The sequence below is a fragment of the Streptomyces sp. NPDC047453 genome, from assembly GCF_040643155.1.
Classification (GTDB): Bacteria; Actinomycetota; Actinomycetes; order Streptomycetales; family Streptomycetaceae; genus Streptomyces.
This window is the reverse complement of record NZ_JBEYTS010000004.1, coordinates 66865-91627: the sequence shown is the minus strand read 5'-3', so window position 1 is coordinate 91627 and position 24763 is coordinate 66865. Positions and strand designations below refer to the sequence as shown.

The window sequence follows — 24763 nt, the reverse complement described above, 5'->3', positions numbered from 1 at the left end:
TGCCACCCGTTTGATCGATCGGAGATCGTTTCCGCAGGTGGGATTAGGTTTGCCTAAGTGATGCAGGGCACCGCCCGGGCGGACCAGGGCCGCTTGTCAGGTCTCGAGGAATTACGCAACAATGGCGTTGTGAAAAACGTCGGCGAGGCTCGGGAGACCCTCACAGGGGCTCCGCAGGAGGAGTTCGCGGCCGGGGTGCGCTCGGATCGTTCCACGCGCAACCGGGTCGTGCGGTCCATCCTGGACCACGGCCCGTCGACCGTCGCCGAGCTGGCCGGCCGGCTGGGGCTCACCCAGGCGGCCGTACGCCGCCACCTGGACGCGCTGGTCGCCGAAGACGTGGTGGCGGCGCGGGAGCAGCGGGTGTACGGCGCGCGGACGCGCGGCCGGCCCGCCAAGGTCTTCGCGCTCACCGACTGCGGGCGGGACGCCTTCGACCAGTCGTACGACAAGCTCGCCGCGGACGCGCTCCGCTGGATCGCCGAGCGGGAGGGCGGGCCGGAGGCGGTCGCCGCCTTCGCCCGGGCCCGGATCGCCGCACAGGCGGGCGCGTACCGCAAGGCGATCGAGGCCGTCACCCCCGATCAGCGCACCGAAGCGCTGGCCAAGGCCCTGAGCGTGGACGGGTACGCTGCTACGGCGCGCAACGCGCCCCTCCCGCAGCGGGGTGAGCAGCTCTGCCAGCACCACTGCCCGGTCGCCCACGTCGCGGAGCAGTTCCCGCAGCTGTGCGAGGCGGAGACGGAGATCTTCGCCGAGCTGCTGGGTACTCACGTCCAGCGGCTGGCGACCATCGCGCACGGCGACGGCGTCTGCACGACGTTCATCCCCAAGATTTCCCAGACCGATCACCAAAGCCACAACGCATCCGCAAGCACGGCCGGGAGGAACCCCGCATGACTCTCCCCACGGAGACTGCCCACCCCGAACTCGAGGGCCTGGGCAAGTACGAATACGGCTGGGCCGACTCCGACACGGCCGGCGCCTCTGCCAGGCGCGGTCTGAACGAGGAGGTCGTCCGCGACATCTCGGCGAAGAAGTCCGAGCCGGAGTGGATGACCAAGCTGCGCTTGAAGGGCCTGCGGCTCTTCGAGAAGAAGCCCATGCCGAACTGGGGCTCGGACCTGTCGGGGATCGACTTCGACAACATCAAGTACTTCGTGCGCTCCACGGAGAAGCAGGCGGAGTCCTGGGAGGACCTGCCCGAGGACATCAAGAACACGTACGACAAGCTCGGCATCCCCGAGGCGGAGAAGCAGCGCCTCGTCGCCGGTGTCGCGGCCCAGTACGAGTCGGAGGTCGTCTACCACCAGATCCGCGAGGACCTGGAGGAGCAGGGCGTCATCTTCCTCGACACGGACACCGCCCTGAAGGAGCACCCGGAGCTCTTCAAGGAGTACTTCGGGACCGTCATCCCCGTCGGTGACAACAAGTTCGCCTCGCTGAACACCGCCGTGTGGTCCGGCGGCTCCTTCATCTACGTTCCGCCGGGTGTCCACGTGGAGATCCCGCTCCAGGCCTACTTCCGCATCAACACGGAGAACATGGGCCAGTTCGAGCGGACCCTGATCATCGTCGACGAGGGTGCCTACGTGCACTACGTCGAGGGCTGCACCGCCCCGATCTACAAGAGCGACTCCCTGCACAGCGCGGTCGTCGAGATCATCGTCAAGAAGAACGCCCGCTGCCGTTACACGACCATCCAGAACTGGTCGAACAACGTCTACAACCTGGTCACCAAGCGCGCCGTGGCCTACGAGGGCGCGACCATGGAGTGGATCGACGGCAACATCGGCTCCAAGGTGACGATGAAGTACCCGGCCGTCTACCTGATGGGCGAGCACGCCAAGGGCGAGACCCTGTCGATCGCCTTCGCGGGCGAGGGCCAGCACCAGGACGCCGGTTCCAAGATGGTCCACATGGCGCCGAACACCTCGTCCAACATCGTCTCCAAGTCGGTGGCGCGCGGCGGCGGCCGTACCTCGTACCGCGGCCTGGTCGAGATCGGCGAGGGCGCCGCGGGCTCCAAGTCCAACGTGCTCTGCGACGCGCTGCTCGTGGACACCATCTCCCGCTCCGACACGTACCCCTACGTGGACGTCCGCGAGGACGACGTGTCCATGGGCCACGAGGCGACCGTCTCCAAGGTCTCCGAGGACCAGCTCTTCTACCTGATGAGCCGTGGCCTCTCCGAGTTCGAGGCGATGGCGATGATCGTGCGCGGCTTCGTCGAGCCGATCGCCAAGGAACTGCCCATGGAGTACGCGCTGGAGCTCAACCGGCTGATCGAGCTGCAGATGGAGGGCGCGGTCGGTTAAGCACCGACCCGGGCCGGCGAACCGCCGGCCCGTAGTCCGCCGTCAAGCCCATACGCAAGAAAGCGAGCAATACGACAGCCATGGCTGAGGCCCAGAACTCCCCCACCCTCGGATCCGCTCGGGCGGGGGGACCCCCATCGGTCGGTTCGACGACCGCCGGCCAGATCGCGGTCGCCGCCGAGTCGACCGTCGCCACGCGCATGAGCGCGCCGCCCTCGTTCGACGTGGCGGACTTCCCGGTCCCGCACGGCCGCGAGGAGGAGTGGCGCTTCACCCCGCTGGAGCGGCTGCGCGGTCTGCACGACGGCACCGCGACCGCCACCGGCGAGGGCGTCAAGGTGGACGTCCAAGCCCCCGACGGCGTCACCGTCGAGACCGTCGGCCGCGACGACGCGCGGCTCGGCAAGGCCGGCACCCCGGTGGACCGCGTCGCCGCCCAGGCCTACTCCGCCTTCGAGAAGGCCTCGGTCGTGAGCGTCCCCAAGGAGGCCGTCCTGACCGAGCCGATCCGCATCGCGGTGCACGGCGAGGGCGGGGTCGCCTACGGCCACCAGGTCATCGAGCTCGGGGCCTTCGCCGAGGCCGTCGTCGTCATCGACCACACCGGTGACGCGGTGCTCGCCGCCAACGTCGACTACCTGCTCGGCGACGGCGCCAAGCTGACCGTCGTCTCGATCCAGGACTGGGACGACAAGGCCGTGCACGTCGCCCAGCACAACACGCTGATCGGCCGGGACGCCTCCTTCAAGTCGGTCGTCGTCACCTTCGGTGGCGACGTGGTCCGCCTGAACCCGCGCGTGACCTACGCCGGTCCCGGCGGCGAGGCCGAGCTGTACGGCCTGTACTTCACCGACGCCGGCCAGCACCAGGAGCACCGCCTGCTGGTCACCCACAACACCCCGCACTGCAAGTCGAACGTCGCCTACAAGGGCGCCCTCCAGGGCGACGACGCGCACGCGGTGTGGATCGGCGACGTGCTGATCGAGGCCAAGGCCGAGGGCACGGACACCTACGAGATGAACCGCAACCTGGTGCTGACCGACGGCGCCCGGGTCGACTCCGTGCCGAACCTGGAGATCGAGACCGGCGAGATCGTCGGCGCCGGCCACGCCTCCGCGACCGGCCGCTTCGACGACGAGCAGCTCTTCTACCTGATGGCCCGCGGCATTCCGGAGCAGGAGGCCCGCCGTCTGGTGGTCCGCGGCTTCTTCGCCGAACTGGTCCAGCAGATCGGTGTCACGGACATCGAGGAGCGCCTCATCGCCAAGATCGAGGAGGAACTCGAGGCGGCGGTCGCATGAGCGGCGCATTCGTACGCGTCTGTGGGCTGAGCGAGCTGGAGGAGGACACCCCGAAGCGGGTGGAACTCGACGGCACGCCGGTCTCGGTCGTGAAGACCGAGGGGGAGGTGTTCGCCATCTACGACATCTGCTCGCACGCGAACGTCTCGCTCTCCGAGGGCGAGGTGGAGGACTGCCAGATCGAATGCTGGCTGCACGGCTCCAGCTTCGACCTCCGCACCGGCAAGCCGTCCGGCCTTCCCGCGACGCGCCCTGTCCCCGTATACCCCGTAAAGATCGAAGGGGACGACGTGCTCGTCTCCCTCACCCAGGAGTCCTGAGGCACCCATGGCAACGCTTGAAATCCGAGACCTGCACGTCACCGTCGAGGCCGACAACGCCACGAAGGAGATCCTCAAGGGCGTCGACCTCACCGTGAAGCAGGGCGAGACGCACGCCATCATGGGCCCCAACGGCTCGGGCAAGTCGACCCTCGCCTACGCCCTCGCGGGCCACCCCAAGTACACCGTGTCCGGCGGCTCCGTCACTCTCGACGGTGAGGACGTCCTGGAGATGTCCGTCGACGAGCGCGCCCGCGCGGGCCTGTTCCTGGCGATGCAGTACCCGGTCGAGGTCCCCGGCGTCTCGGTCTCCAACTTCCTCCGCTCCTCCGCCACCGCCATCCGCGGCGAGGCGCCGAAGCTGCGCACCTGGGTGAAGGAGGTCAAGGAGGCCATGCAGCGGCTCTCCATGGACCCGGCCTTCGCCGAGCGCAACGTGAACGAGGGCTTCTCCGGCGGTGAGAAGAAGCGGCACGAGATCCTCCAGCTCGAGCTGCTCAAGCCGAAGATCGCGGTCCTCGACGAGACCGACTCCGGCCTCGACGTCGACGCCCTGCGTATCGTGTCGGAGGGCGTGAACAGGGTCCGCGAGAGCGGCCAGGTCGGCACCCTGCTCATCACCCACTACACGCGCATCCTGCGCTACATCAAGCCCGACCACGTCCACGTGTTCGCCGGCGGCCGGATCGTCGAGTCCGGCGGCGCCGCGCTCGCGGACAAGCTGGAGAACGAGGGCTACGAGGCATACGTGAAGGGTGGCGCATCCGCGTGACACAGCTGCCGGGCCTCCTCGACACAGAGGCGATCCGCAAGGACTTCCCCGTCCTGGACCGGCTGGTCCACGACGGCAGGAAGCTCGTGTACCTGGACAACGCGGCGACTTCGCAGAAACCGCGCCAGGTGCTGGACGCCCTGAGCGAGTACTACGAGCGCTACAACGCCAACGTCCACCGCGGTGTGCATGTGCTCGCCGAGGAGGCCACGGCGCTGTACGAGGGCGCGCGCGACAAGGTCGCCGCGTTCATCAACGCACCGAGCCGCGACGAGGTGATCTTCACCAAGAACGCCTCCGAGTCGCTCAACCTCGTGGCGAACATGCTCGGCTGGGCCGACGAGCCCTACCGGGTGGATCACGAGACCGAGATCGTCATCACGGAGATGGAGCACCACTCCAACATCGTTCCCTGGCAGCTGCTGGCGCAGCGCACGGGCGCGAAGCTGAAGTGGTTCGGCCTCACCGACGACGGCCGCCTCGACCTGTCCAACATCGACGAGGTCATCACCGAGAAGACGAAGATCGTCTCCTTCGTGCTGGTGTCCAACATCCTCGGCACCGTGAACCCGGTCGAGGCGATAGTCCGCCGCGCGCAGGAGGTCGGCGCGCTGGTGTGCATCGACGCCTCGCAGGCCGCGCCGCACATGCCGCTGGACGTACAGGCCCTCCAGGCCGACTTCGTGGCCTTCACCGGCCACAAGATGTGCGGCCCGACCGGCATCGGCGTGCTCTGGGGCCGCCAGGAGCTGCTGGAGGACCTGCCTCCGTTCCTCGGCGGCGGCGAGATGATCGAGACGGTGTCGATGCACTCGTCGACGTACGCCCCCGCCCCGCACAAGTTCGAGGCGGGCACGCCGCCGATCGCGCAGGCGGTCGGTCTGGGCGCGGCGGTCGACTACCTGAACTCGATCGGGATGGACAAGGTCCTCGCCCACGAGCACGCGCTCACCGAGTACGCGGTGCGGCGGCTGGCGGAGGTCCCCGACCTGAGGATCATCGGACCGACCACGGCCGAGGACCGGGGCGCGGCGATCTCCTTCACGCTCGGTGACATCCACCCGCACGACGTGGGCCAGGTCCTCGACGAGCAGGGCATCGCGGTGCGCGTGGGCCACCACTGCGCGCGGCCGGTGTGCCTGCGGTACGGAATTCCTGCGACCACGCGAGCGTCGTTCTATCTGTACTCCACGCCGGCCGAGATCGACGCTCTGGTCGACGGCCTGGAGCACGTACGGAACTTCTTCGGCTGACGGGACGAGCGATCGCATGAAGTTGGACTCGATGTACCAGGAAGTCATCCTGGACCACTACAAGCACCCGCACGGGCGTGGTCTGAGGGATGGCGACGCCGAGGTGCACCATGTGAACCCGACGTGCGGCGACGAGATCACCCTCCGAGTGAAGTACGACGGCACGACGATCAAGGATGTCTCGTACGAGGGCCAGGGCTGCTCGATCAGCCAGGCCTCGGCCTCCGTACTGAACGAACTGCTCGTCGGCAGGGAGCTGGCCGAGGCGCAGAAGATCCAGGAGACCTTCCTGGAGCTGATGCAGTCCAAGGGCCGGATCGAGCCCGACGACGCGATGGGGGACGTCCTGGAGGACGCGGTGGCGTTCGCCGGGGTGTCCAAGTACCCGGCCCGCGTGAAGTGCGCCCTGTTGAGCTGGATGGCCTGGAAGGACGCGACGGCCCAGGCGCTGGGCGGCGCCGACGCCGAAAGGAAGACCGCATGAGCGAGACCGTGGAGATGAAGCCGGCCTCGGAGGAGGAGCTCCGTGAGGCCCTGATGGACGTCGTCGACCCCGAGCTGGGCATCGATGTCGTCAACCTCGGCCTGATCTACGGCATCCACGTCGACGAGTCGAACATCGCGACCATCGACATGACCCTGACGTCCGCGGCCTGCCCGCTCACCGACGTCATCGAGGACCAGGCCAAGTCCGCCACGGACGGCCTCGTCAACGAGCTGCGCATCAACTGGGTCTGGATGCCGCCGTGGGGCCCCGACAAGATCACGGACGACGGCCGCGAGCAGCTGCGGGCGCTCGGCTTCAACGTCTGAGATCCACGAGCGAACGACGAAACGGCGAGGTCCCCCGGAGGACCTCGCCGTTTCGGCATTCGCTCGCGGGGCGGGTCGGTCCTCTTCGGCGTGTCGTCGGCCCTCACTCGCGGCGCTCCTCCAGGTCTGTGCCGTCACTCGCCGCAGCATTGTCAGTGGTGATCGAAGACCCCGATGTGTACGGCCGTACACATCGGCGGATACGCTCGCCCTCATGGGATACGTGATGCTCGTCGGTGCCATCGCCGCGGAAGTCGCGGCCACGACGGCCATGAAGTACAGCGAGGGCTTCAGCAGGTTCGGGCCCTCGCTGGTGACCGTCGTCGGGTACGTCCTCTCCTTCGTGCTGCTCGCCCAGACCCTGCGGACCGTGGCCATCGGCACGGCCTACGCGATCTGGTCCGGCATCGGCACCGCGGCCGTCGCCGCGCTCGGCCTGGTGCTGTTCGGGGAGGGGATGAGCCTCGCCAAGGTCGCCGGGATCGTCCTGATCATCGGCGGAGTGGTCGTCCTCAGCCTGGGCGGGGCCCACTGATGACCCGGCGGCACGACCCCGAGCGGCGGCAGCGGATCATCGACGCGGCACTCCGCGTGGTGGGCGCCAAGGGCCTCGCCGGGCTGACCCACCGCACGGTGGCCGCGGAGGCGGACGTACCGCTGGGCTCCACCACGTACCACTTCCGGACGCTGGACGAGCTGATGGTCGCGGCCCTCGGGCAGGCCAGCGACGGCTTCGCCAAGGTGATCGCCGCGCGCGGAGGTCTGGACGACCCGCGCACCGACCTCGCGGAGGCGCTCGCGGGCTGGATGGGGGAGTGGCTGTCCGGTGACCGCACCGGGGTCGAGCTGGAGTACGAGCTGTACCTCGCCGCCCTGCGCCGGTCGGCGCTCCGCCCCGTCGCCGCCGAGTGGGCCGAGGACGTCGCGACCCTGCTCTCCCGCCGCACCGACCCGACCACCGCCCGCGCCCTGGTGGCCCTGGTGGACGGCATCTGCCTCCAGGTGCTGCTGACCGGAACCCCGTACGACGAGAGCTACGCGCGCGAGATGCTGACGCGGATGATCCCGCCGTCCGCGGACACCTGAGCGGGAGGCGGCGCACCACCGCGCCGTCTCCCGCGCGGGCCCCTGACCGGCACATGAGACGCCCATGGCACCGGTTCGCCGGTGCGCGCCGCCTCACGTTAGGTTTCCTTCTATGACCGACACGACTGCTCCCCGCACCACCGGCGCCGTGGCCGCCGGACTCGCCACGATCGCCGCCGACGGCACCGTTCTCGACACCTGGTTCCCCGCCCCCGAGCTGACGGACCAGCCCGGCCCGGCCGGCAGCGAGCGGCTGTCCGCCGAGCGGGCCGCGGAGCTGCTCGGCGACGGCGCCACCGCGGCGATCGGGCCGGACGCGCGCCGGGGCGTCGAGGTGGTCGCGGTCCGCACGGTCATCGCCTCGCTCGACGAGAAGCCGATCGACGCGCACGACGTCTACCTGCGCCTGCACCTGCTCTCGCACCGGCTGGTCAAGCCGCACGGCCAGAGCCTGGACGGCATCTTCGGTCACCTCGCCAACGTCGCCTGGACCTCGCTCGGCCCGGTCGCCGTCGACGACATCGAGAAGGTGCGGCTCAACGCCCGCGCCGAGGGCCTGCACCTCCAGGTGACCTCGATCGACAAGTTCCCGCGCATGACCGACTACGTCGTCCCGAAGGGCGTCCGCATCGCCGACGCCGACCGGGTGCGGCTCGGCGCGCACCTCGCCGAGGGCACCACCGTGATGCACGAGGGCTTCGTGAACTTCAACGCGGGCACCCTCGGCACCTCCATGGTCGAGGGCCGCATCTCCGCGGGCGTCGTGGTCGGCGACGGCTCCGACATCGGCGGCGGCGCCTCCACCATGGGCACGCTCTCCGGCGGCGGCAACGTGATCATCGCCATCGGCGAGCGCTGCCTGGTCGGCGCCGAGGCGGGCGTGGGCATCGCGCTCGGCGACGAGTGCGTGGTCGAGGCCGGTCTGTACGTCACCGCCGGCACCCGTGTGACGATGCCCGACGGCCAGATCGTCAAGGCACGCGAACTGTCCGGCGCCTCCAACATCCTCTTCCGCCGCAACTCGGTCACCGGCGCCGTCGAGGCCCGCCCGAACAACGCGGTCTGGGGCGGCCTGAACGAGATCCTGCACAGCCACAACTGAGCAACGGCGGCCGTGACGTGCGGCCGCGTACGGCATCAATGCTCTGACCTGCTGCTCTGAGCTGTCGGCAGCTGTCGGCGTTGGTCACCGTTGAGCGCCCTTCCACGGCCCCAGGACGGCCCGGGAGGGCGCTCATGCGTGAGTTCGTCCTGACCGCCCGCCAGGGACCGGGCCGCTACCAGCTCACGGACAAGTGGCGGAATGGAGGACCGCTCACGGGCGTCACCTGCCACCACAGGTGACGGAGGCCCATCTCTGTCATGCCGCTGGCTGTGAGGTTGGGGGCCAGCAGAGGCACCCAGAAGACGGCGATCGCGAGCGCGAGCGAGGTGAGGCCGACGACCCGGGCGACAAGGCGACCCCGCGGCAAGCGTTTCTCCGCGGTGACGATGGCGGCCAGGCCCACCATGGCCCAGAGATTCATCACACCGAACGCCGTGAGCAGCAGCATCAAGGACCAGCAGCATCCCAGGCAGAACGCGCCGTGATGCGCTCCGGCACGTAGGTGGCGTGAGGGGCCGCGGTACGACGCGTAGCGCAGCAACAGGCCGATCGGTGAGCGGCACTTGGTGAGGCAGAAATCCTTGAGGGCGGTGAGCTGGTAGACACCGTTGACGGCGAAAACGGCGGCGGCCGCCGCCGTCCCGGTCGCGGGATGTGTGGTTGCGACGTGCGTCGCGCCCACGGCCAGGGCGTATGCCGGCAGCCCGGCGGCGGCCCAGACCAGCACGTAGCCGGCGGTGAACGCGATCATGCGTGGCGTCCGGTGAACGGGGACCGTCCGCGCGTACAACGAGGCGACGGGTGCCGTGGCCGGCAGCATCATCGCGGCCATCATGATCATCCACATGCCCGTGAAGGCGGGCAGATCCCCGGCCATGGTCCGGGACCACCCCATGTCCCCCCAGCGCAGTGCCACCCACGCCCAGGCCGCGGCCGCCGTGAGCAGCACCGGCCCGGAGTAGCGCGCACTGTGCCGGACCGTGATCGTTGTCCTGGTCACGCCGACCATGAGAAGGGTGCCGAGTGTGCGTTGCGGCCGGTGAAGTCCCATGAGCGGCCGTGTACGCCATTGCCGATGGCCCGCGTCGATCGGGCGATCGTCAACGTGCTGTTCGCCGGGTGGAACATGCCGGTCAGCCCCATCATTGGACCGTCCTCGCCGAACTGCGGGGCCACCTGGTCCTCGATCTCGATGTCGATGGCGTCCGCCACCCGCACCGTGTGGCGGCGACCGTCGTCGTGGAAGTCGATGGAAACGCGTTCGACGCCGAGGACCTCGCCGATGAGGGGGACGAGCGCCGCCATCGGTCCGCCCACCTGCCCGGAGAAGACCTTGCCCAGCGCGTCGGCCTGGCTGTCGTCGGCCGAAGCGTCGACGTACAGCACGACCTGCCAGCCGCCGTCGGCCATCACGCGGGGCGTGTCGGCGAAGACCACGACGCTGTGGTCCGACACGTCCACACCGTCGACCTCACCCCGTGCGACGTGGAACGCGAGAGTCACCTGGCAGCGCTCGTTGTCGGCGGGTGCGGTCATGCCTGAGGTGGTGCACGGACACACGGTGTCGCAGTTGCAGCTCTCGAGGTATGTACCGTTCACATTCCAAGCCATCTCTGTACTCCTGCCTGGGACACACGCCTGTCGGCGATGCGAAGGGGCGCCCAGCCAAGAGGGCGAAAGGCCTGATGAGGGTGCCGACTTTGAGCGGCGCCTCGACCTCATGCGGAAAAACGGAGACCCTGAACGCGTGCCACGCGCCCGCTTGGCCACAAGATCGGCACCAGGAAAGCTCCTCGGCCCGAACGGCCGCCCGAGTACCTCCCAGGCTAGTCCCGCACTCGCACCAGCACACCACGACCGTCACTCCTGCCTCCACGGCCTACGGAGACCGAGGGGTGCGCCCTGGTCCGCGGCGGAGACCCTCGACGTGGACGACGGCCACTCCATGGGGCCTGGCACGGCCTGGCCGGAACTGCTCTTCGCTCTGCCCGAGGGTCGTCTGCTGGAGATCGGCAAGGCGCTGAACGACGACGAACGACGCGGCGCCGGAGCCGCCGGTGCGGGTACAAGGCGGCGGTCGGCGGCGGTGTGATGACCGCGCTGTGCCGGCAGCGATCATCTGTCCCACGTCCTACGGCTGGAAGTACTCCGACATCAGGCGGCTGACCCATTCCGGCTGCTTGACGTTCACCGGGCGGAACTCCTCCATCGTCGGCTTCAGGTCGATGACGGGGGTGCCCGAGACCGCGTCGAGGCCCACCACCGTCAGTTCGCGGCCGTGGACGGATTCGATGGCGCAGGGCGTCACCCCGATGCGGTTCGGTCTGCGGGGGCCGCGGCCGGCGAAGACGCCAACGGGCGGGAGGTCGGAGCGGCCGCGGTAGGGGCGGGGCTCGCGGTGGTCGTCGTGTTCCGGGAACTGGTCGAAGATGAAGAGGACCTCCACGTGGGAGAAGCCCTCCAGGCCCTGGAGGCAGGCCTCGCCGAAGCGCTCTTCGATGGAGATCGTGCTGCGGACGGCACCCCAGTTGTCCGTGTGCTGGACGTCCGTCCGGTTGTTCCGGACCGTACCTATCGGTGTGATCTCGAAGCTCGGCATGGCCAGAGGCTATCCCCGCCGCACCCCTGCGGCATCGAGGCGATCGGCGCCGCCGTGGACCAGTCGTTGCCGCGGAGCGCCCACGACGGGCTCGGCCACAGCGCGGCAGTTGGTGCCGACGCCGTCGAGTATCGCCATGAGCCAGTGCCCCGGCGGGCAACGCTTGCCCGTGAAGGAGCGGCATCCGATGCGTGCTTGGGGGAGTGCCGGCCGGAAGCCCTCGTACTGGGCGTACTTGGGCTTTCGGCCGGTGCGGCGAGTGGGGGTTCCCCTGCTCGAAGAGCTCGGGGGAACGTGCCGGGCGTCGCGACGGGGCGAACGTTGTCTGCCGGGTCGCCAGCTGTGATTACGCCGCCCGCAGTCGTTCGTACGCCGAGCGCAGCCCGTCGGTCGTCTTGCGGTCGGCGGGGCGCAGGGGGGCGCGGACCGGGCCCGCGGGCAGGTCCAGGTCGTTCAGCAGGGCCTTGACGGTGACCGTGCCGGGCAAGCCGGCCGACATCGTCGACTCGATCAGTTCGATGGCCTGTTGCTGGAGCCGGGCGGCCCGGGCGGTGTCGCCCGCGTCGAACGCGTCGAGGATCGAGCGCAGTTGGCGCGGGACGAGGTTCGCGACCGTGCTGACGTATCCGGTGCCGCCCACCGCGTACAGCGCGAGGATGTGTTCCTCGCAGCCCGCGTAGTACGCCAACTCGGTGCCGGACAGCACCTTCTGGGTGCCGAGGAAGTCGTAGGAGCAGTCCTTGACCGCCACGATCCGGGGGTGCGCGGCGAGCCGCAGCATGGTGTCCGGCTCGATGCGCGTGCCGGTGCGGCCGGGGATGTCGTAGAGCACCACCGGCATCCCGGAGGCGTCCGCCACCGTACGGAAGTGCTCCTCCACGGCGTCCTGCGGCGGCCTGCTGTAGTACGGCGTCACCACCAGCACCCCGTCCGCGCCCGCCTTCTCGGCCGCCAGCGCCAGCTCGACGGTGTGCCGGGTGTCGGCGGTGCCCACGCCCGCCACGATCGAGGCGCGCTCCCCGACCGCCTCGCGCACGGCCCGGACCAGCGCCGACTTCTCGGCGTCCGTCGTGGTCGGCGACTCGCCCGTCGTACCGCTGAGCACGAGGCCGTCGCAGCCCTCGGTCACCAGCCGGTCGGCGAGCCGCTGGGCGCCGTCGAGGTCGAGCGCGCCCGAGTCGGTGAAGGGCGTGATCATGGCGCACAGGGCGCGGCCGAAGGGAGGGGCGGGAGTGGCTGTGGTCGTCGTCATGGAAGCAGTGTCGACAGGGCAACCGTGAAGCTCCACTTAATTCCTCTACTGGATATCCGTAAGCAGAGCTGGAGCGATGGTGCCCTGTGTCCAACTCGGCCGTCATGCGTCACCATGGGCAGGAGGTCACCGACGTGCAGGCCCGGCAGAAAGGTAGAGCGTCATGAAGCTCGGCAAGGCACTGGCCACCGGAGTCGCGGAGGAGCGGTCGCCGGCCCGCGAGGAGGAGACCGGACTCCCCGAGGCGGTCCAGGAGATCCAGCGGATCCAGGAACCGCGGGCCGCCGCCATGCCCGAAGGGGCTTCGGCCGCCCGATGAGGCTGCGGCTGCCCGCGGAACGCCCCACGGAGCCGCCGACCGGATACAAGATCGCCCACCCGGTGCTGTCCCACGACGGCACCCGGGTCCGCTTCACCGGAGTGTCGCTCGGCGGCGCACTGCCGTACGGCGTCGTCGCGGACGCGGCCTGCGTCTACGGCCGCCGGCACCGGCCACCGGCCCGCCTGTGCGACTGTGGATTCCACTGCGTGCACGAACGCGCCGCCGCCGAGGCCCTGCTGTGCACGGCCGAACACCGCAGTGCCGTCCTGCTGGAGGTCTCCGTCCTCGGCGCCTACATCCGCTACGAACGCGGTTTCCGCTACGCCCGCCAACGAGTGCGCACGGCGGCGGTCGGCCCGTGCGCGTGCGGCGCGCCCGCCTCCGCCCTGGCCGACGCGGGCTGGGGCAGGCCCGGCTGGCGCGCGCTGACCGCCGTCTGCGTGGGCTGCCTGCGCGGCCGTACGTCCGTGACGCCCGCCGGCTTCGCCCGGATGGCCGGGGACGGGCTGCGGGTCGTGGCGGGCGGCGGGCCGGCACCGGTCGCCGCGGCGGTTGCCGCATCGGGATCGCCCGGCGGGCCGCTTGCCGGGCCCGAAGGGCTCGGGGTGCCCGAACTCGTCGCGGAGGCCGCCCTGTTGCAGGCGCGCCTCGACTGGTTCCAAACCCAGCTGGCCCGTCTCGGCGAGCGCGGACCCGGCGGTACGGGCCACGGGTAATCGCAGTGGTCCCGGGGTACCCGGATGGTCCGGACCGAGAGGAGGCGGACACCGTGACCGGGACGATCGATGTGAGGCCTGTACGCGACCGGCGTCGCCCAGTGCTTGACCGCTCGGCGGACGACCGTTCACCGGCTGAACGTCCGGTGGCCGAACGCCTGCCGGCCGAACCGTCGGTGGGCGACCGTTCACCGACTGTGCCTGCGGAGGGCGAGCACTCGGTGGGTGAACTCGTCCACCGGGCCACCGAGCAGCTTTCCCAGCTCGTACGGCAGGAGATGGCCCTGGCCAAGCTGGAGCTGACCGAGAAGGGGCGCCGCATGGGACGCGGCGGCGGGCTGCTCGGAGCGGCGGGCGCCGTCGGCTATGTCGGGCTGATCGTGCTCGCCGGCGCGGCCACCGCCGCCCTCTCGCTGGCGCTGCCCGTGTGGGCCGCGGCGCTCATCGTGGCGGCCGTGCTGTTCGTGGTCGCGGGCGTGCTGGCCGTCGTCGGACGTGCCCAGTTGCGCCGCGCCGCACCGCCCACACCGGAGGAGATGCTCGGCAGCGTCAAGGCGGACGTCGAAGCGATCAAGGAAAGGGCACACCACCGATGACGGACAGGACACAGGGGGACGGCGGCGCCACTCCGCCGGCGGGCGCGAAGGGCCCCGATGAGCTGAGGTCGCAGATCGAACAGACCAGGAGCCGACTCGGCGACACTGTCGAGGAGTTGGCCGCCAAGGCGGATGTGAAGGGCCGGGCGAAGGCCCGTGCGGCCGACCTGATGGACAAGGCCGGCGCCCTGACGGTCCAGCTGCGCAGCTCCGCCGCGCACGCCGGGCACGTCGTCCAGGAGAAGGCCACCCATGCCGGCCACCGGACCCAGGCGGGGGCGAGCCGGACCGGGCACACCGTCCAGGAGCGGGCCTCGCGGGCGGGCCACACGGTTCAGGAACGGGCCATACGAGCCGGGCACACGGTTCAGGAGCAGGCGACCCGGGCCGGGCACACGGTTCAGGAGCAGGCGACCCGGGCCGGGCACACGGTTCAGGAGCAGGCGACCCGGGCCGGGCACTCCGCTCCGGTGACCAACGCGGTCGAGGCGTACCGCCGCAACCCGCGCCCGTTGGTGATCGCGCTCGCGGCGGGCGCGGCGCTGGTCGCGGCCGGACTGCTGATCCGGCGCAGCCGCCGCCGCTGAGGCCGCCCGGTCCGGAACGGCACACCGGGAGCACGGCAGCCGGGACCACTGGCACGCCGTAACCACCGGCACCGGGACCACGGCACACCGGGACCTCCGGCTTCCTGAAGGCCGCCCCCACCTGAGAGGTGGGGGCGGCCTTCCCGTGCGCCCGGCGACCGATGCATCGGCCCACCGACGCACCGACCCACCGAAAAATCGAACCGCCTGGACAAAAAAAGTTTTCGGTGGGAAGGTGGGTCCCATGCTGGACGTCACCGTGATCGAGGACCCCGAGGCCGCAGCCGTGTCCCTGGATCCCATAAGGGCCAGGCTGCTCGCCGAGCTGGCGGCCGGCCCCGCCTCGGCCGCCATGCTGGCCGGTGCGGTCGGCCTGCCCCGCCAGAAGGTGAACTACCACCTCAAGGCGCTGGAGCGGCATGGGCTGGTCGAGCTGGCCGGTGAGCGCCGCAAGGGCAACGTCACCGAGCGGCTGATGCGCGCGACCGCCGCGTCGTACGTCATCTCCCCGCTGGCCCTGGCCTCCGTGCAGCCCGACCCGGACCGCTTCCGCGACCAGCTCTCCGCGCGCTGGCTGCTGGCCCTCGGCGCCCGGCTGGTGCGCGACGTCGGCTCGCTGATCACCGGCGCGGCCAAGGCCCGCAAGCGGCTGGCGACCTACGCGCTGGACGGCGAGGTCCGCTTCGCATCGGCCGCCGACCGGGCCGCGTTCGTCGAGGAGCTGACGGCGGGCGTCACCGCCCTGATCCGCAAGTACGACGCCCCGGACACCGAGGGCGGGCGCGACCACCGGATCGTCGTCGCCTTCCACCCCACGGTGAAGGAGCGGGCCGCGCCCGCCGTGGAACCCGAAGCCCAGTAACGGCCCAGCACCCACCGACCGTCGCCGAGCAGGAGCCCGTCATGTCCAAGGAATTCGAGATCGTCCGTGAGTTTGAGGTCGACGCCACCCCCCAGGAGGTGTGGGAGGCGGTCACGTCCGGTACCGGTGGATACCTGTGGCCGATGGAGCCGCCGGAGCCCCGGGTGGGCGGCGCCGGACCGTTCGGGTCCACGGTCACCGCCTGGGACCCGCCGCACCGCTACACCAACCGCAGCGAGGACGTCGGGTTCCCGGTCCAGTCGCTCAACCAGCTCGACCACACCATCGAACCGCGCGACGGCGGCCGCCGCGCCTGGGTGCGGTACGTGCACAGCGGCGTCTTCACCGACGACTGGGACAACCAGTACGACGGCGCGAGCAAGCACACCGACTTCTATATGCACACCCTGCGCGAGTACCTGACGCACTTCGCGCCGCGCCCGGTGGCCTTCGCGACCCTGGACGGCCCGGAGGCGTCCACCGCCCCCGACGCCTTCACGGCCGTGGGCCGGGCCCTCGGGCTCACCGACGACACGGCCACGGGTGCGCGCGTGACCGTCCAGGGGCCCCGGACGTTCGAGGCCGTGCTGGACTACCGCAGCCCGTACTTCATCGGGCTGCGCACCGACGACGCCCTCATCCGCCTCTTCGGCCGCAACCACTGGGGCGCCCCGGTCGGCGTCAGCGTCCACGACTTCGCGCCGGACGCCGACGCCAAGGCCAACGAAGTGGCCTGGCGGGAATGGCTGGACGGGGTCTGCGCCTGACGGCCGCCGACCCCGTCCCCAGGACACGCGGGTGTTACGGGTGGAACCGCAGCACCTGCGGGTCGTGGTCGCTGGTCTGGTCGAGGAACTCCGCGTTGACGTGCAGATACGGTCGCCTCCGCTTATCTACGCGCGTCAATCTCCTGTGCGGCCCGGTCGGCTGTCAAGGTTTCGGTCATGTACGGGGCATGACGGAAAGGTGAACCGGATGGGATGGGTCGAAATCCGTCTAGGCTGAGCGGTTGAGTCGTCAGACTTACCGGCCCGTGGGCTTCCCACCCTCCGGGCCCCCGGTCCGCTAGGAGAAACCAGCCGATGTCAGACAGGTCCTCGTTCCCGCCGGTGCTGCTCGCCTCCCAACCGGAGCTGGCCCGGGACGCGCTCGCCACCCCGCTGCTGTCCCGCGCCGCGCGGCTCGCGCGCTGGGCCGGAGACGGGACACGGGTCGACGCCGACGGCGCGCTGGCCGAGGAGCAACTGCCCGCCGCGGCCGAGGCGCTCGGCCTGAGCGGCGACGGCGCGGCGGCCGGGGTGAGCGAGGCCTGGCGGGTCGCCCTGGACGCCGGGCTCGTCCGCATCGTCGACGAGGACGAGGGCGCCGTCGCGCCCGGCCCCGACCTGGCCCTGCTGACCGGCGGCTCCCCGCACGACGTGCTCGCGGTCTGGACGAACGCCCTCGAGGGCGTGCTGGCCGACGCGAGCGTGCCCGATCCGGACGCGCTGGTCGAAGCGGTGGGCCGGGGCGGCGCGGTCGACCTGTCCGGGCTGGACTGGGACCCCGAGGCGGAGGCGGAGTTCCTCGACGGGGTGCTCGCCAACCTCTACCGGCTGACGGCCGGCGCGGACGGGTCCGGCAGCGGCCCGGTGCCGCTGCCCGTGCTCGCCGCCTCCATGATCGTGCCCAGCGACATGGGGGAGCCCACCAACGACATACTGGAGCAGGTCTCCGAGGCGATGATGCGGCTGGACGACCAGTTCCGGTTGCTGGAGCCGGCAGGCCTGGTCGAGTACCGGCCGGTGGACGAGGAGTTGATGGCGGACGCCGAGAACGAGCCGTCGACGCCGGTCGAGGAGGTGGACGTCGCCCGCTACGGCATGGTGCGGCTGACCCCGCTCGGACTGCACGGTCTGCGGACCCGGCTGCTGGAGGCCGGCTGCCGGGCGCCGGTGATCGGCGAACTCGCGGACAAGGGCGCCGACGCGCTGCTCGACGGCACCGCAGGGTTTCCCCCGGCGGCCACGCACGCGGAGACCGAGCAGTGGCTGGCGCGCCGTGAACCCCTGTCCGCCGCACGGGAGTTGCTCGCCGCGGCGCGCGGCACGGACGCGGGCGCGCCGCTGCGGCGGCTGCGCTGCCAGCAGGCGCTGTCCCTGGTCGGAGCCGAGGCCGAACCGGCGCTGCGGGAGGTGCTCGACGACGCCGAACTGGGCGGTCTGGCCCGGGTCTGGCTGACCGAGCGCGGTCTGGCCGACGTGCCGCCGCCGTCCCAGGAGATGATCTTCTGGCTGACCATCGACACGGTGGCCGCCCAACTGGCGGCCGAGGGCGACTCCGAGGAACTGCACGCCCTCGTCGAGGGGCTCGCCGAGCAGCACAGCGGCTTCTTCGCGGCGGCCTGGCGGGTGGACCACCCGCAGACGGCGGACGTGCTGGAGGCGATGGGACGGCTGCACCCGGACAAGAGGACCGCCAAGGAAGCACGCAAGGCGGCGTTCAAGGCCCGCTCCGCGCACGGCGGTTGAGCGGCGGATCCGGGCAGGCGGCACTCCGGGCGGCGTCGGAGGCGGGCGGAACACGGCGCGTTCGGCGCCGCCCGCGCGGCGGAGCGTATGCCCGCGCGGCTGCGGACCCCGGCGAGGGCGGCGACCGTCTCCCCCGCGTGGGTACGGGTCCCGCGGTCATGGACCGGCCGCGACCCGCGCCCAGCGTGCGGGCCGCGGCCGTCTGGTCATGTGTCGCGTGGTGTCACTTGCTGACGGCGAAGCGCATCAGGGCGTGCTCGTCGCCCTGCTTGATCTTCCCCGTCTCGTTGATCACCTCGAGCTTCCAGGAGCCGCCGACCCGAATGGCCTTGGCCACGGCGCAGCCGTTGTCCTGGGTGAGCAGGCTCGGCCAGATGTCGGCGACCTGCTGGGAGGTGCCCCCGGTCGCGTCGTACACCTTGAAGCTGATGTTGCGCGCCTTCTGGAAGGAGCTCCCCTTCTTGAAGGCCGAGGCGATGAACACGATCGAGGTGATGTTCTGCGGTATCCGGGCGAACTCGACCGTCACCGTCTCGTCGTCGCCGTCGCCCCGGCCGGTCTGGTTGTCGCCGCTGTGCAGCAGTGAGCCGTTGCCCATGGGGTCCAGCGAGTCCAGGCCCGCCAGGCGCACCGGGTCCGCGCCCTGCATGGCGACGGCGATCAGGTCGAGGTCGGTGCCCATCTTGCGGCGGAGCACGCCCATCACCCCGCCGGAGGTGCCCCCCGTGGGATCCCAGGACACGCCGATGGACATGTGGGTCACCCCGTCCAGGTCCGCCGGGCCGTCTTCTTTCGTCAGCGTGATCATCTGTGGTTCATCCTCCGGTGAAATGACTGCGACAGGCGAATTCTGTCCTACAGCGCCTGGGCCGCAGGCTTCACCATGTTCCGTACGGTCCGGGCCTTGACGAAGTCGCCCATGGCCGTCATCTCCCACTCGCCGGTGAACTGCCGGATGAGCTTGGCCATCATCACCCCGGTCTGCGGCTCGGCGTGGGTGAGGTCGAAGCGGACCAGCTCCTCCTCGGTGGTCGCGTCCACCAGGCGGCAGTAGGCCTTGGCCACCTCGGTGAACTTCTGGCCCGAGAAGGAGTTCACGGTGAACACCAGGCCGGTCACCTCCTGGGGCAGACGCCCGAGGTCGACCACGATCACCTCGTCGTCGCCCGCCCCCTCGCCGGTGAGGTTGTCGCCGGAGTGCTTCACGGCGCCGTTCAGGATGGTGAGCTTGCCGAAGTAGCAGCTGTCGATGTGGTTGCGCTGCGGGCCGTAGGCGATGACCGAGGCGTCCAGGTCGATGTCGGCGCCGCGGTACGCCGGTTCCCAGCCGAGGCCCATCTTCACCCGGGCGAGCAGTGGGCGGCCGCCCTTGACCAGGGACACGGTCTGGTTCTTCTGGAGGCTGACCCGGCCCTTGTCCAGGTTGACCTTCCCGGCACCGGGAGCGGGGACGGCGGCCGGCGGGGCCGGGGGAACCGGAGGAGCGGCCGGGGACTGCGCGGCGGGCGCCGGGGGCGCCGGGGTGAGCGGCTGGGGCGGGACGACCGGTTGCGGCGGGGCCACCGGGGCGGGGGCCGGTTCCTCCACCGTCACGCCGAAGTCGGTGGCGATGCCCGCGAGTCCGTCGGCGTACCCCTGGCCGACGGCCCGCGCCTTCCACTGGCCGCCCCGCAGATAGATCTCCACGACCACCAGCGCCGTCTCGGTGCCGAGCCGCGGCGGGGTGAACGTGGCCAGCGCCGAGCCGTTGTCCGCGTCGCGGATGGTGGCCGTGGGCTCGATGCCCTGGAAGGTCTGCCCGGCGGCGTCCGGGCTGGCGGTGACCACGATCTTCTCGATGCCCGGCGGCACCGCGGTGGTGTCCACGATGATCGCGTCGGGCGCGCCGCCGCCGCCCGAACGGTAGGTCACGCCCGGCCCGGACGGCTGGTTGTAGAAGATGAAGTCGTCGTCCGAGCGCACCTTGCCGTCGGCGGTGAGCAGCAGGCCCGATACGTCCAGCCGCACCGGAGCGGCGACGTCCACCGCCACACGCGCGGCGGCCAGAGGGATGTTCGAGCCGGGGGTCATAGCTGTCATGTGGGAGGTAACGACCGAGGGCGCTTTACCGTTCCCTTACCCGGCAGACGGGTGAAGCGGTGAAGCGCCGTGGCCGGTCCTCGCTATGGCACGACCACGATCTTCCGCCCCACCCCGGACGCGAACTGCTCCAGCGCCTCCGGGTACCGCTCCAGCGGGATCCGGTCACTGATGAAGACCTCGGGGTCCAGCACCCCGGCCGCGAACAGCTCGGCGGCCCGCTCGAAGCTGTGCAGCACCGCCATGGAGCCGGTGATGGTGATCTCCTGGTTGTAGATCCGGTACGGGTCGATCATCACCCGGGTCGCGTAGTCGGCCACCCCGAACTGGAGGAACGTACCCGCCTTCGCCACCCGGTCCAGGCCGTCCTGGATCGCCGCCGCGTTGCCGGTCGCGTCGATCACCACGTCCCAGCCCTGCGGCCGGTCCAGCTCGTCCGCGTTCGCCGCGGACGCCGACACGCCCAGCTGCCGGGCCGTCTCCAGGCGGGCCGGGTTCACGTCGACCACGTCCACGCCGGCCGCGCCGGTCCGCTTGGCCAGTTCCAGCATCATCAGGCCCATGGTCCCGGAGCCGTAGATCAGCACGTGCGAGCCGAGGCGCGAGCGCAGCACGTCGTAGCCGCGGACCGCGCACGACAGCGGCTCGATCAGGGCCGCGTCCTCGGTGCGGATGTGCTCGGGCAGCTTGACGCAGTTGGCGACCGGGGCCACGGCGTACCGGGCGGCGCCGCCCGCGGTGGTGACGCCGATCGCGGCCCACCGCTCGCACAGGTTGTTGTGCCCGTCGCGGCAGTAGCGGCACTCGTAGCAGTACAGCGACGGGTCGACCGCCACCCGGTCGCCGACCGACACCTCCGTGACCTGCGTGCCGACCGCGGCCACCTGGCCGGCGAACTCGTGCCCGGGCACGATCGGCAGCTTGGGGGCGAACTCGCCCTGGAGGATGTGCAGATCGGTGCCGCACAGCCCACAGGCCGCCACCTCGACGACGACCTCGCGCGGCCCCGGCGTCGGGTCGGGGACCTCGGTGACGACGGCGCGGCCCACGGACTCGATGACGGCGGCCTTCATTTCACGGCTCCCAACGACAGGCCCTGGACCAGTTTGTCCTGGGCGGCGAACCCCGCGGCGAGCACCGGCAGGGAGATGACGAGCGACGCGGCGCACACCTTGGCCAGGAACAGGCCCTGGCTGGTGATGAAGGTGGTGAGGAACACGGGGGCGGTCTCGGCGACCACACCCGTGAGGACCCGCGCGAACATCAGCTCGTTCCAGCTGAAGATGAAGCAGATCAGGGCGGTCGCCGCGATGCCGGGCAGGGCGATCGGGGCGACCACGCGGCCCAGCACGGTCGGCAGCCGGGCGCCGTCGATCTGGGCGGCCTCGATGATCGCGACCGGGACCTCGGACAGGAAGGACTGCATCATCCAGACCGCGATCGGCAGGTTCATGGCCGTGTAGAGGATGACCAGCGCCCAGATGTTGTCGAGCAGGCCGGTGTTCTTCGCGAACAGGTAGATCGGCAGCAGACCGGCCACCAGGGGCAGCATCTTGGTGGACAGGAAGAAGAACAGGACGTCGGTCCACTTCTTCACCGGCCGGATGGACAGCGCGTACGCGGCGGGCAGCGCGAGGAGGAGGGTCAGTAGGGTGGAGACCAGCGAGGCGGTCATGGAGTTGATCAGCGCGGGCCAGGGACTGGCCCCGCCGGTCAGCCCGAAGAACTGCCGGTAGCCGTCCAACGTCAGCGCGGCGGCCACTGACGGCGGGTTGGTCGCCGCGTCCGCCTCGGAGTGGAAGGACGTCAGTACCATCCAGAGCAGGGGCAGCACGAACACGAGTCCGGCCAGCCAGGCGACGACGCCCAGGGCCGCACCCCGGAACCGGCCGCGCGGTTTGCCGTACCGCGAGGCGGTGGTGGCGGTGGCCATCAGCGGGACACCTCCTCACGGAACAGCGACGACACCACGCGCAGCGCGAAGGTCGCCAGGATGATCGAGCCGATCACGACGATGACGCCGGCCGCGGAGGCGAGGCCGTTCTCGTGCGCCTGGTAGAAGGTCTGGTAGATCGTGTACGGCAGGTTCGCGGTGCCCAGGCCGCCGGAGGTGATGGTGAACACCGCGTCGAAGTTCTGCACGATGTAGATCGAGCCGAGCAGGACGCCGAGTTCGAGGTAGCGGCGCAGATGCGGCAGGGTGATGTGCACGAAGATCTGCCAGTCGCTCGCCCCGTCCATCCTGGCCGCCTCGAGCAGTTGTGAATCGCGGCTCTGCAGTCCGGCCAGCAGGATCAGCATCATGAACGGGGTCCACTGCCAGATCAGCGCGGCCTCCACCGCCATCAGCGGCATCTCGGAGATCCAGTCCGGCTGAACCGCCCCGTCCCCGCCGATGGCGTGCAGGATGCCGTTGAACAGCCCGTACTCCGGGTTGAACAGCAGGTGCTTCCACATCAGCGCGGCGGCGACCGGCACCAGCAGGAACGGCGCGATGAGCATGGTGCGCACGGCGGCCCGGCCGCGGAAGCGGCGGTCGAGCAGCAGCGCCAGCAGCAGGCCGAGCAGCAGGCTGACCAGCACCACGGTGACGGTCAGCAGGATGGTCGTCCACACCGAACTGCGCAGCTCGGGGTCGCTCAGCACCTCGCCGTAGTTGGCGAATCCGGCGAAGTGGCGCCGGTCGGGGTAGAGCGCGTTCCAGTCGAGGAACGAGATCACCAGGGTGGCCACGAAGGGCAGTTGGGTGACGACGATCATGAAGAGCAGCGCCGGCAGCAGGGGCGCCCGGGTGGCCCAGGCACGCATGCGGTTCGGGCGCCGGGCCACCGGCCGTCCGGAGACGGCGGCGGCGCGGGCCGGTGACGTCAGGGTCATGATCCCTCGTACTTCTGGGCGACGGCCTCGGCGAGCTTCTGGGCCTTCTTCAGGGCGCTGTCCACCGACTGGCGTCCGGCGATGGCGGAGCTGATCTCCTGGGACACCTTGGTGCCCAGGTCGGTGAACTCGGGTATGCCGACGAACTGGATGCCGGGCGCGGGACGGGGCTGCACGCCAGGGTCCTCGGGCTTGGCGTTCGCGATGGCGTCCCGAGTGACGTCCGCGAACGCGGCGGCCTCCTTGCGGTACTGCGGGATGTCGTAGGTCGAGGCACGCTTGCCGGCCGGGACGTTGGACCAGCCGGCCTTCTCGCCGGCGAGCTTCTCGTAGTCCTTGCTGGAGGCCCAGGAGATGAACTTCCAGGCGTTCTCGGAGTTCTTGGACGCCTTCTGGATGCCCCACGCCCAGGTGTAGAGCCAGCCCGAGCCGTCGGTCTTCTCGACCGGGGCCGGGGCGTAGCCGATCTTGCCCTTGACCGGAGAGCCGTCGGCCTCCAGGGAGCCCGCTCCGGCGGTGGCGTCGTACCACATGGCCGTCTTGCCCTGGGTCATGTTGTTCAGGCACTCCGCGTAGCCGGACTGGGCGGCACCGGCCTCGCCGTGCTTGCGGACCAGGTCGACGTAGAACCGGGTGGCCTCCTTGAACTCCTTGGAGTCCAGGCGTGCAGTCCAGTCCTTGTCGAACCAGGTGCCGCCGAAGGTGTTCACCACCGTGGTCAGCGGTGCCATGACCTCGCCCCAGCCCGGCAGTCCGCGCAGGCAGATGCCCTTCATGCCGGAGCCGTCGATCTTGGCGGCCAGATCGGCGACCTGCTTCCAGGTGGGCTTGTCCGGCATGGTCAAGCCCGCCTTCTCCAGGACGTCCTTGCGGTACATCAGGAAGGAGGACTCGCCGTAGAACGGCTCCCCGTACAGCTTGCCGTCCTCGGCGGTGAGCGCACGGGTCATCGGGGGGAGGATGTCGGCCTGGTCGAAGGCGGTGTCCTTCTCGACGTAGGCGTCCAGGGGGTGCAGCCACCCGTTCTTGGCGTAGATCGGGATCTCGTAGTTGCTCAGGGTGGCGACGTCGTACTGCCCGGCCTGGTTGGCGAAGTCCTGGCTGATCTTGTCGCGGACGTCGTTCTCCGGCAGGACGGTGAAGTTCACCTTGATGCCGGTGTCCTTGGTGAAGTGGGTGGCGGTCAGCTTCTGCAGCTCCACCATCTGCGGATTGTTCACCATCAGGACGTTGACGGAGCTGTCGCCGGCGGATCCGGACCCGCCGGCGCCCGAACAGGCGGCGAGCGGAGCGATCAGCGTCCCTACCGCCGCCACGGCGAAGAGGGTCCGTGGCGAACGTCGGCTCTGGGTTCGCATGGGTACTCCAGGAGATGTTGACACTAATGGGGACTTG

Annotated in this window: 29 protein-coding genes; 19 read left to right on the top strand and 10 right to left on the bottom strand. The window is 70.4% G+C overall.

What is annotated here, in order from left to right:
- The first annotated feature begins 129 nt into the window (after positions 1 to 129).
- The 11 genes from ABZ818_RS05955 to dapD all read left to right on the top strand — a co-directional run bounded on the left by ABZ818_RS05955 (position 130) and on the right by dapD (position 8965).
- Positions 130 to 900 (top strand): ArsR family transcriptional regulator, encoded by a 771-nt coding sequence (locus tag ABZ818_RS05955; RefSeq protein WP_361411360.1) that lies wholly within the window; start codon positions 130 to 132, stop codon positions 898 to 900.
- Positions 897 to 2318 carry a Fe-S cluster assembly protein SufB gene (gene sufB, locus ABZ818_RS05950; protein ID WP_361411358.1) on the top strand — a complete coding sequence of 474 codons (1422 nt, stop codon included), beginning with the start codon at positions 897 to 899 and terminating at the stop codon, positions 2316 to 2318. The genes ABZ818_RS05955 and sufB overlap by 4 nt, the downstream gene beginning before the upstream one ends.
- Positions 2319 to 2398: 80 nt before the next feature.
- A complete protein-coding gene (sufD, locus tag ABZ818_RS05945) occupies positions 2399 to 3619 on the top strand; it encodes a Fe-S cluster assembly protein SufD (RefSeq protein WP_361411356.1) in 1221 nt (406 codons plus the stop codon).
- On the top strand, positions 3616 to 3939 hold the full coding sequence (locus tag ABZ818_RS05940; protein ID WP_141362056.1) for a non-heme iron oxygenase ferredoxin subunit: 324 nt from the start codon (positions 3616 to 3618) through the stop codon (positions 3937 to 3939). Before sufD ends, ABZ818_RS05940 begins: the two co-directional genes overlap by 4 nt.
- Positions 3940 to 3946: 7 nt before the next feature.
- On the top strand, positions 3947 to 4711 hold the full coding sequence (gene sufC / locus ABZ818_RS05935) for a Fe-S cluster assembly ATPase SufC (RefSeq protein ID WP_361411354.1): 765 nt from the start codon (positions 3947 to 3949) through the stop codon (positions 4709 to 4711).
- Positions 4708 to 5964 carry a cysteine desulfurase gene (locus ABZ818_RS05930; protein ID WP_361411353.1) on the top strand — a complete coding sequence of 419 codons (1257 nt, stop codon included), beginning with the start codon at positions 4708 to 4710 and terminating at the stop codon, positions 5962 to 5964. Before sufC ends, ABZ818_RS05930 begins: the two co-directional genes overlap by 4 nt.
- Before the next feature lie 16 nt (positions 5965 to 5980).
- Positions 5981 to 6448 carry a Fe-S cluster assembly sulfur transfer protein SufU gene (gene sufU, locus ABZ818_RS05925; protein ID WP_361411351.1) on the top strand — a complete coding sequence of 156 codons (468 nt, stop codon included), beginning with the start codon at positions 5981 to 5983 and terminating at the stop codon, positions 6446 to 6448.
- The gene (locus tag ABZ818_RS05920) at positions 6445 to 6777 is read left to right on the top strand and encodes a metal-sulfur cluster assembly factor (protein ID WP_100569477.1); all 333 of its coding nucleotides are present in this window, start codon (positions 6445 to 6447) and stop codon (positions 6775 to 6777) included. Before sufU ends, ABZ818_RS05920 begins: the two co-directional genes overlap by 4 nt.
- 214 nt (positions 6778 to 6991) lie before the next feature.
- Entirely contained in the window at positions 6992 to 7312 is a 321-nt protein-coding gene (locus ABZ818_RS05915) for a multidrug efflux SMR transporter (RefSeq protein WP_361411349.1), read from the top strand.
- Positions 7312 to 7863: a TetR family transcriptional regulator gene (locus ABZ818_RS05910; protein ID WP_361411347.1), complete on the top strand. Its 552-nt coding sequence runs from the start codon at positions 7312 to 7314 to the stop codon at positions 7861 to 7863. Before ABZ818_RS05915 ends, ABZ818_RS05910 begins: the two co-directional genes overlap by 1 nt.
- Positions 7864 to 7975: 112 nt before the next feature.
- Entirely contained in the window at positions 7976 to 8965 is a 990-nt protein-coding gene (gene dapD, locus ABZ818_RS05905; RefSeq protein ID WP_361411345.1) for a 2,3,4,5-tetrahydropyridine-2,6-dicarboxylate N-succinyltransferase, read from the top strand.
- Positions 8966 to 9140: 175 nt separating this feature from the next.
- On the opposite strand, the gene ABZ818_RS05900 is transcribed toward dapD, so the two are convergent.
- Positions 9141 to 9968 carry a DUF2182 domain-containing protein gene (locus ABZ818_RS05900; protein WP_361411343.1) on the bottom strand — a complete coding sequence of 276 codons (828 nt, stop codon included), beginning with the start codon at positions 9966 to 9968 and terminating at the stop codon, positions 9141 to 9143.
- Positions 9965 to 10579, bottom strand: coding sequence for a DUF1326 domain-containing protein (locus ABZ818_RS05895; RefSeq protein WP_361411341.1), 615 nt, complete (start codon positions 10577 to 10579; stop codon positions 9965 to 9967). Before ABZ818_RS05895 ends, ABZ818_RS05900 begins: the two co-directional genes overlap by 4 nt.
- 316 nt (positions 10580 to 10895) lie before the next feature.
- On the opposite strand from ABZ818_RS05895, the gene ABZ818_RS05890 reads away from it, so the two are divergent.
- Positions 10896 to 11060, top strand: coding sequence for a hypothetical protein (locus ABZ818_RS05890; protein WP_361411339.1), 165 nt, complete (start codon positions 10896 to 10898; stop codon positions 11058 to 11060).
- Between the two features lie 39 nt (positions 11061 to 11099).
- Here ABZ818_RS05890 and ABZ818_RS05885 read toward each other — a convergent pair whose 3' ends face one another.
- The gene (locus tag ABZ818_RS05885; RefSeq protein WP_361411337.1) at positions 11100 to 11567 is read right to left on the bottom strand and encodes an SAM-dependent methyltransferase; all 468 of its coding nucleotides are present in this window, start codon (positions 11565 to 11567) and stop codon (positions 11100 to 11102) included.
- A 346-nt stretch (positions 11568 to 11913) separates the two neighbouring features.
- On the bottom strand, positions 11914 to 12819 hold the full coding sequence (gene dapA / locus ABZ818_RS05880) for a 4-hydroxy-tetrahydrodipicolinate synthase (protein WP_361411335.1): 906 nt from the start codon (positions 12817 to 12819) through the stop codon (positions 11914 to 11916).
- 163 nt (positions 12820 to 12982) lie between these two features.
- On the opposite strand from dapA, the gene ABZ818_RS05875 reads away from it, so the two are divergent.
- The 7 genes from ABZ818_RS05875 (at position 12983) to ABZ818_RS05845 (ending at position 18412) form a co-directional block, all read left to right on the top strand.
- A complete protein-coding gene (locus ABZ818_RS05875; RefSeq protein WP_361411333.1) occupies positions 12983 to 13138 on the top strand; it encodes a hypothetical protein in 156 nt (51 codons plus the stop codon).
- Positions 13135 to 13857: a hypothetical protein gene (locus tag ABZ818_RS05870; protein ID WP_361411331.1), complete on the top strand. Its 723-nt coding sequence runs from the start codon at positions 13135 to 13137 to the stop codon at positions 13855 to 13857. The genes ABZ818_RS05875 and ABZ818_RS05870 overlap by 4 nt, the downstream gene beginning before the upstream one ends.
- A gap of 197 nt (positions 13858 to 14054) precedes the next feature.
- Positions 14055 to 14453, top strand: a complete 399-nt coding sequence (locus ABZ818_RS05865; protein WP_361411330.1) for a phage holin family protein — start codon at positions 14055 to 14057, stop codon at positions 14451 to 14453.
- Complete coding sequence (locus tag ABZ818_RS05860; protein ID WP_361411328.1) at positions 14450 to 15040, top strand: DUF3618 domain-containing protein; 591 nt, start codon at positions 14450 to 14452, stop codon at positions 15038 to 15040. The genes ABZ818_RS05865 and ABZ818_RS05860 overlap by 4 nt, the downstream gene beginning before the upstream one ends.
- 244 nt (positions 15041 to 15284) lie before the next feature.
- Positions 15285 to 15902, top strand: a complete 618-nt coding sequence (locus tag ABZ818_RS05855; RefSeq protein ID WP_361411326.1) for a winged helix-turn-helix domain-containing protein — start codon at positions 15285 to 15287, stop codon at positions 15900 to 15902.
- Positions 15903 to 15943: 41 nt separating this feature from the next.
- A complete protein-coding gene (locus ABZ818_RS05850) occupies positions 15944 to 16669 on the top strand; it encodes an SRPBCC domain-containing protein (RefSeq protein WP_361411324.1) in 726 nt (241 codons plus the stop codon).
- A gap of 315 nt (positions 16670 to 16984) precedes the next feature.
- Positions 16985 to 18412: a hypothetical protein gene (locus ABZ818_RS05845; RefSeq protein ID WP_361411322.1), complete on the top strand. Its 1428-nt coding sequence runs from the start codon at positions 16985 to 16987 to the stop codon at positions 18410 to 18412.
- A gap of 223 nt (positions 18413 to 18635) precedes the next feature.
- Here the strand turns inward: ABZ818_RS05845 and ABZ818_RS05840 are convergent, their stop codons facing one another.
- From ABZ818_RS05840 to ABZ818_RS05815, 6 genes are all read right to left on the bottom strand, one after another.
- Positions 18636 to 19220, bottom strand: a complete 585-nt coding sequence (locus tag ABZ818_RS05840) for a TerD family protein (protein WP_225074115.1) — start codon at positions 19218 to 19220, stop codon at positions 18636 to 18638.
- A gap of 47 nt (positions 19221 to 19267) precedes the next feature.
- Entirely contained in the window at positions 19268 to 20482 is a 1215-nt protein-coding gene (locus ABZ818_RS05835; protein ID WP_361411655.1) for a TerD family protein, read from the bottom strand.
- A 92-nt stretch (positions 20483 to 20574) separates the two neighbouring features.
- Entirely contained in the window at positions 20575 to 21564 is a 990-nt protein-coding gene (locus tag ABZ818_RS05830) for a zinc-dependent alcohol dehydrogenase family protein (protein ID WP_361411320.1), read from the bottom strand.
- Complete coding sequence (locus ABZ818_RS05825; protein WP_361411318.1) at positions 21561 to 22424, bottom strand: carbohydrate ABC transporter permease; 864 nt, start codon at positions 22422 to 22424, stop codon at positions 21561 to 21563. Before ABZ818_RS05825 ends, ABZ818_RS05830 begins: the two co-directional genes overlap by 4 nt.
- A complete protein-coding gene (locus ABZ818_RS05820) occupies positions 22424 to 23368 on the bottom strand; it encodes a sugar ABC transporter permease (protein ID WP_361411316.1) in 945 nt (314 codons plus the stop codon). Before ABZ818_RS05820 ends, ABZ818_RS05825 begins: the two co-directional genes overlap by 1 nt.
- Positions 23365 to 24726 (bottom strand): sugar ABC transporter substrate-binding protein, encoded by a 1362-nt coding sequence (locus tag ABZ818_RS05815; RefSeq protein ID WP_361411314.1) that lies wholly within the window; start codon positions 24724 to 24726, stop codon positions 23365 to 23367. The genes ABZ818_RS05820 and ABZ818_RS05815 overlap by 4 nt, the downstream gene beginning before the upstream one ends.
- Between the last annotated feature and the right edge of the window lie 37 nt (positions 24727 to 24763).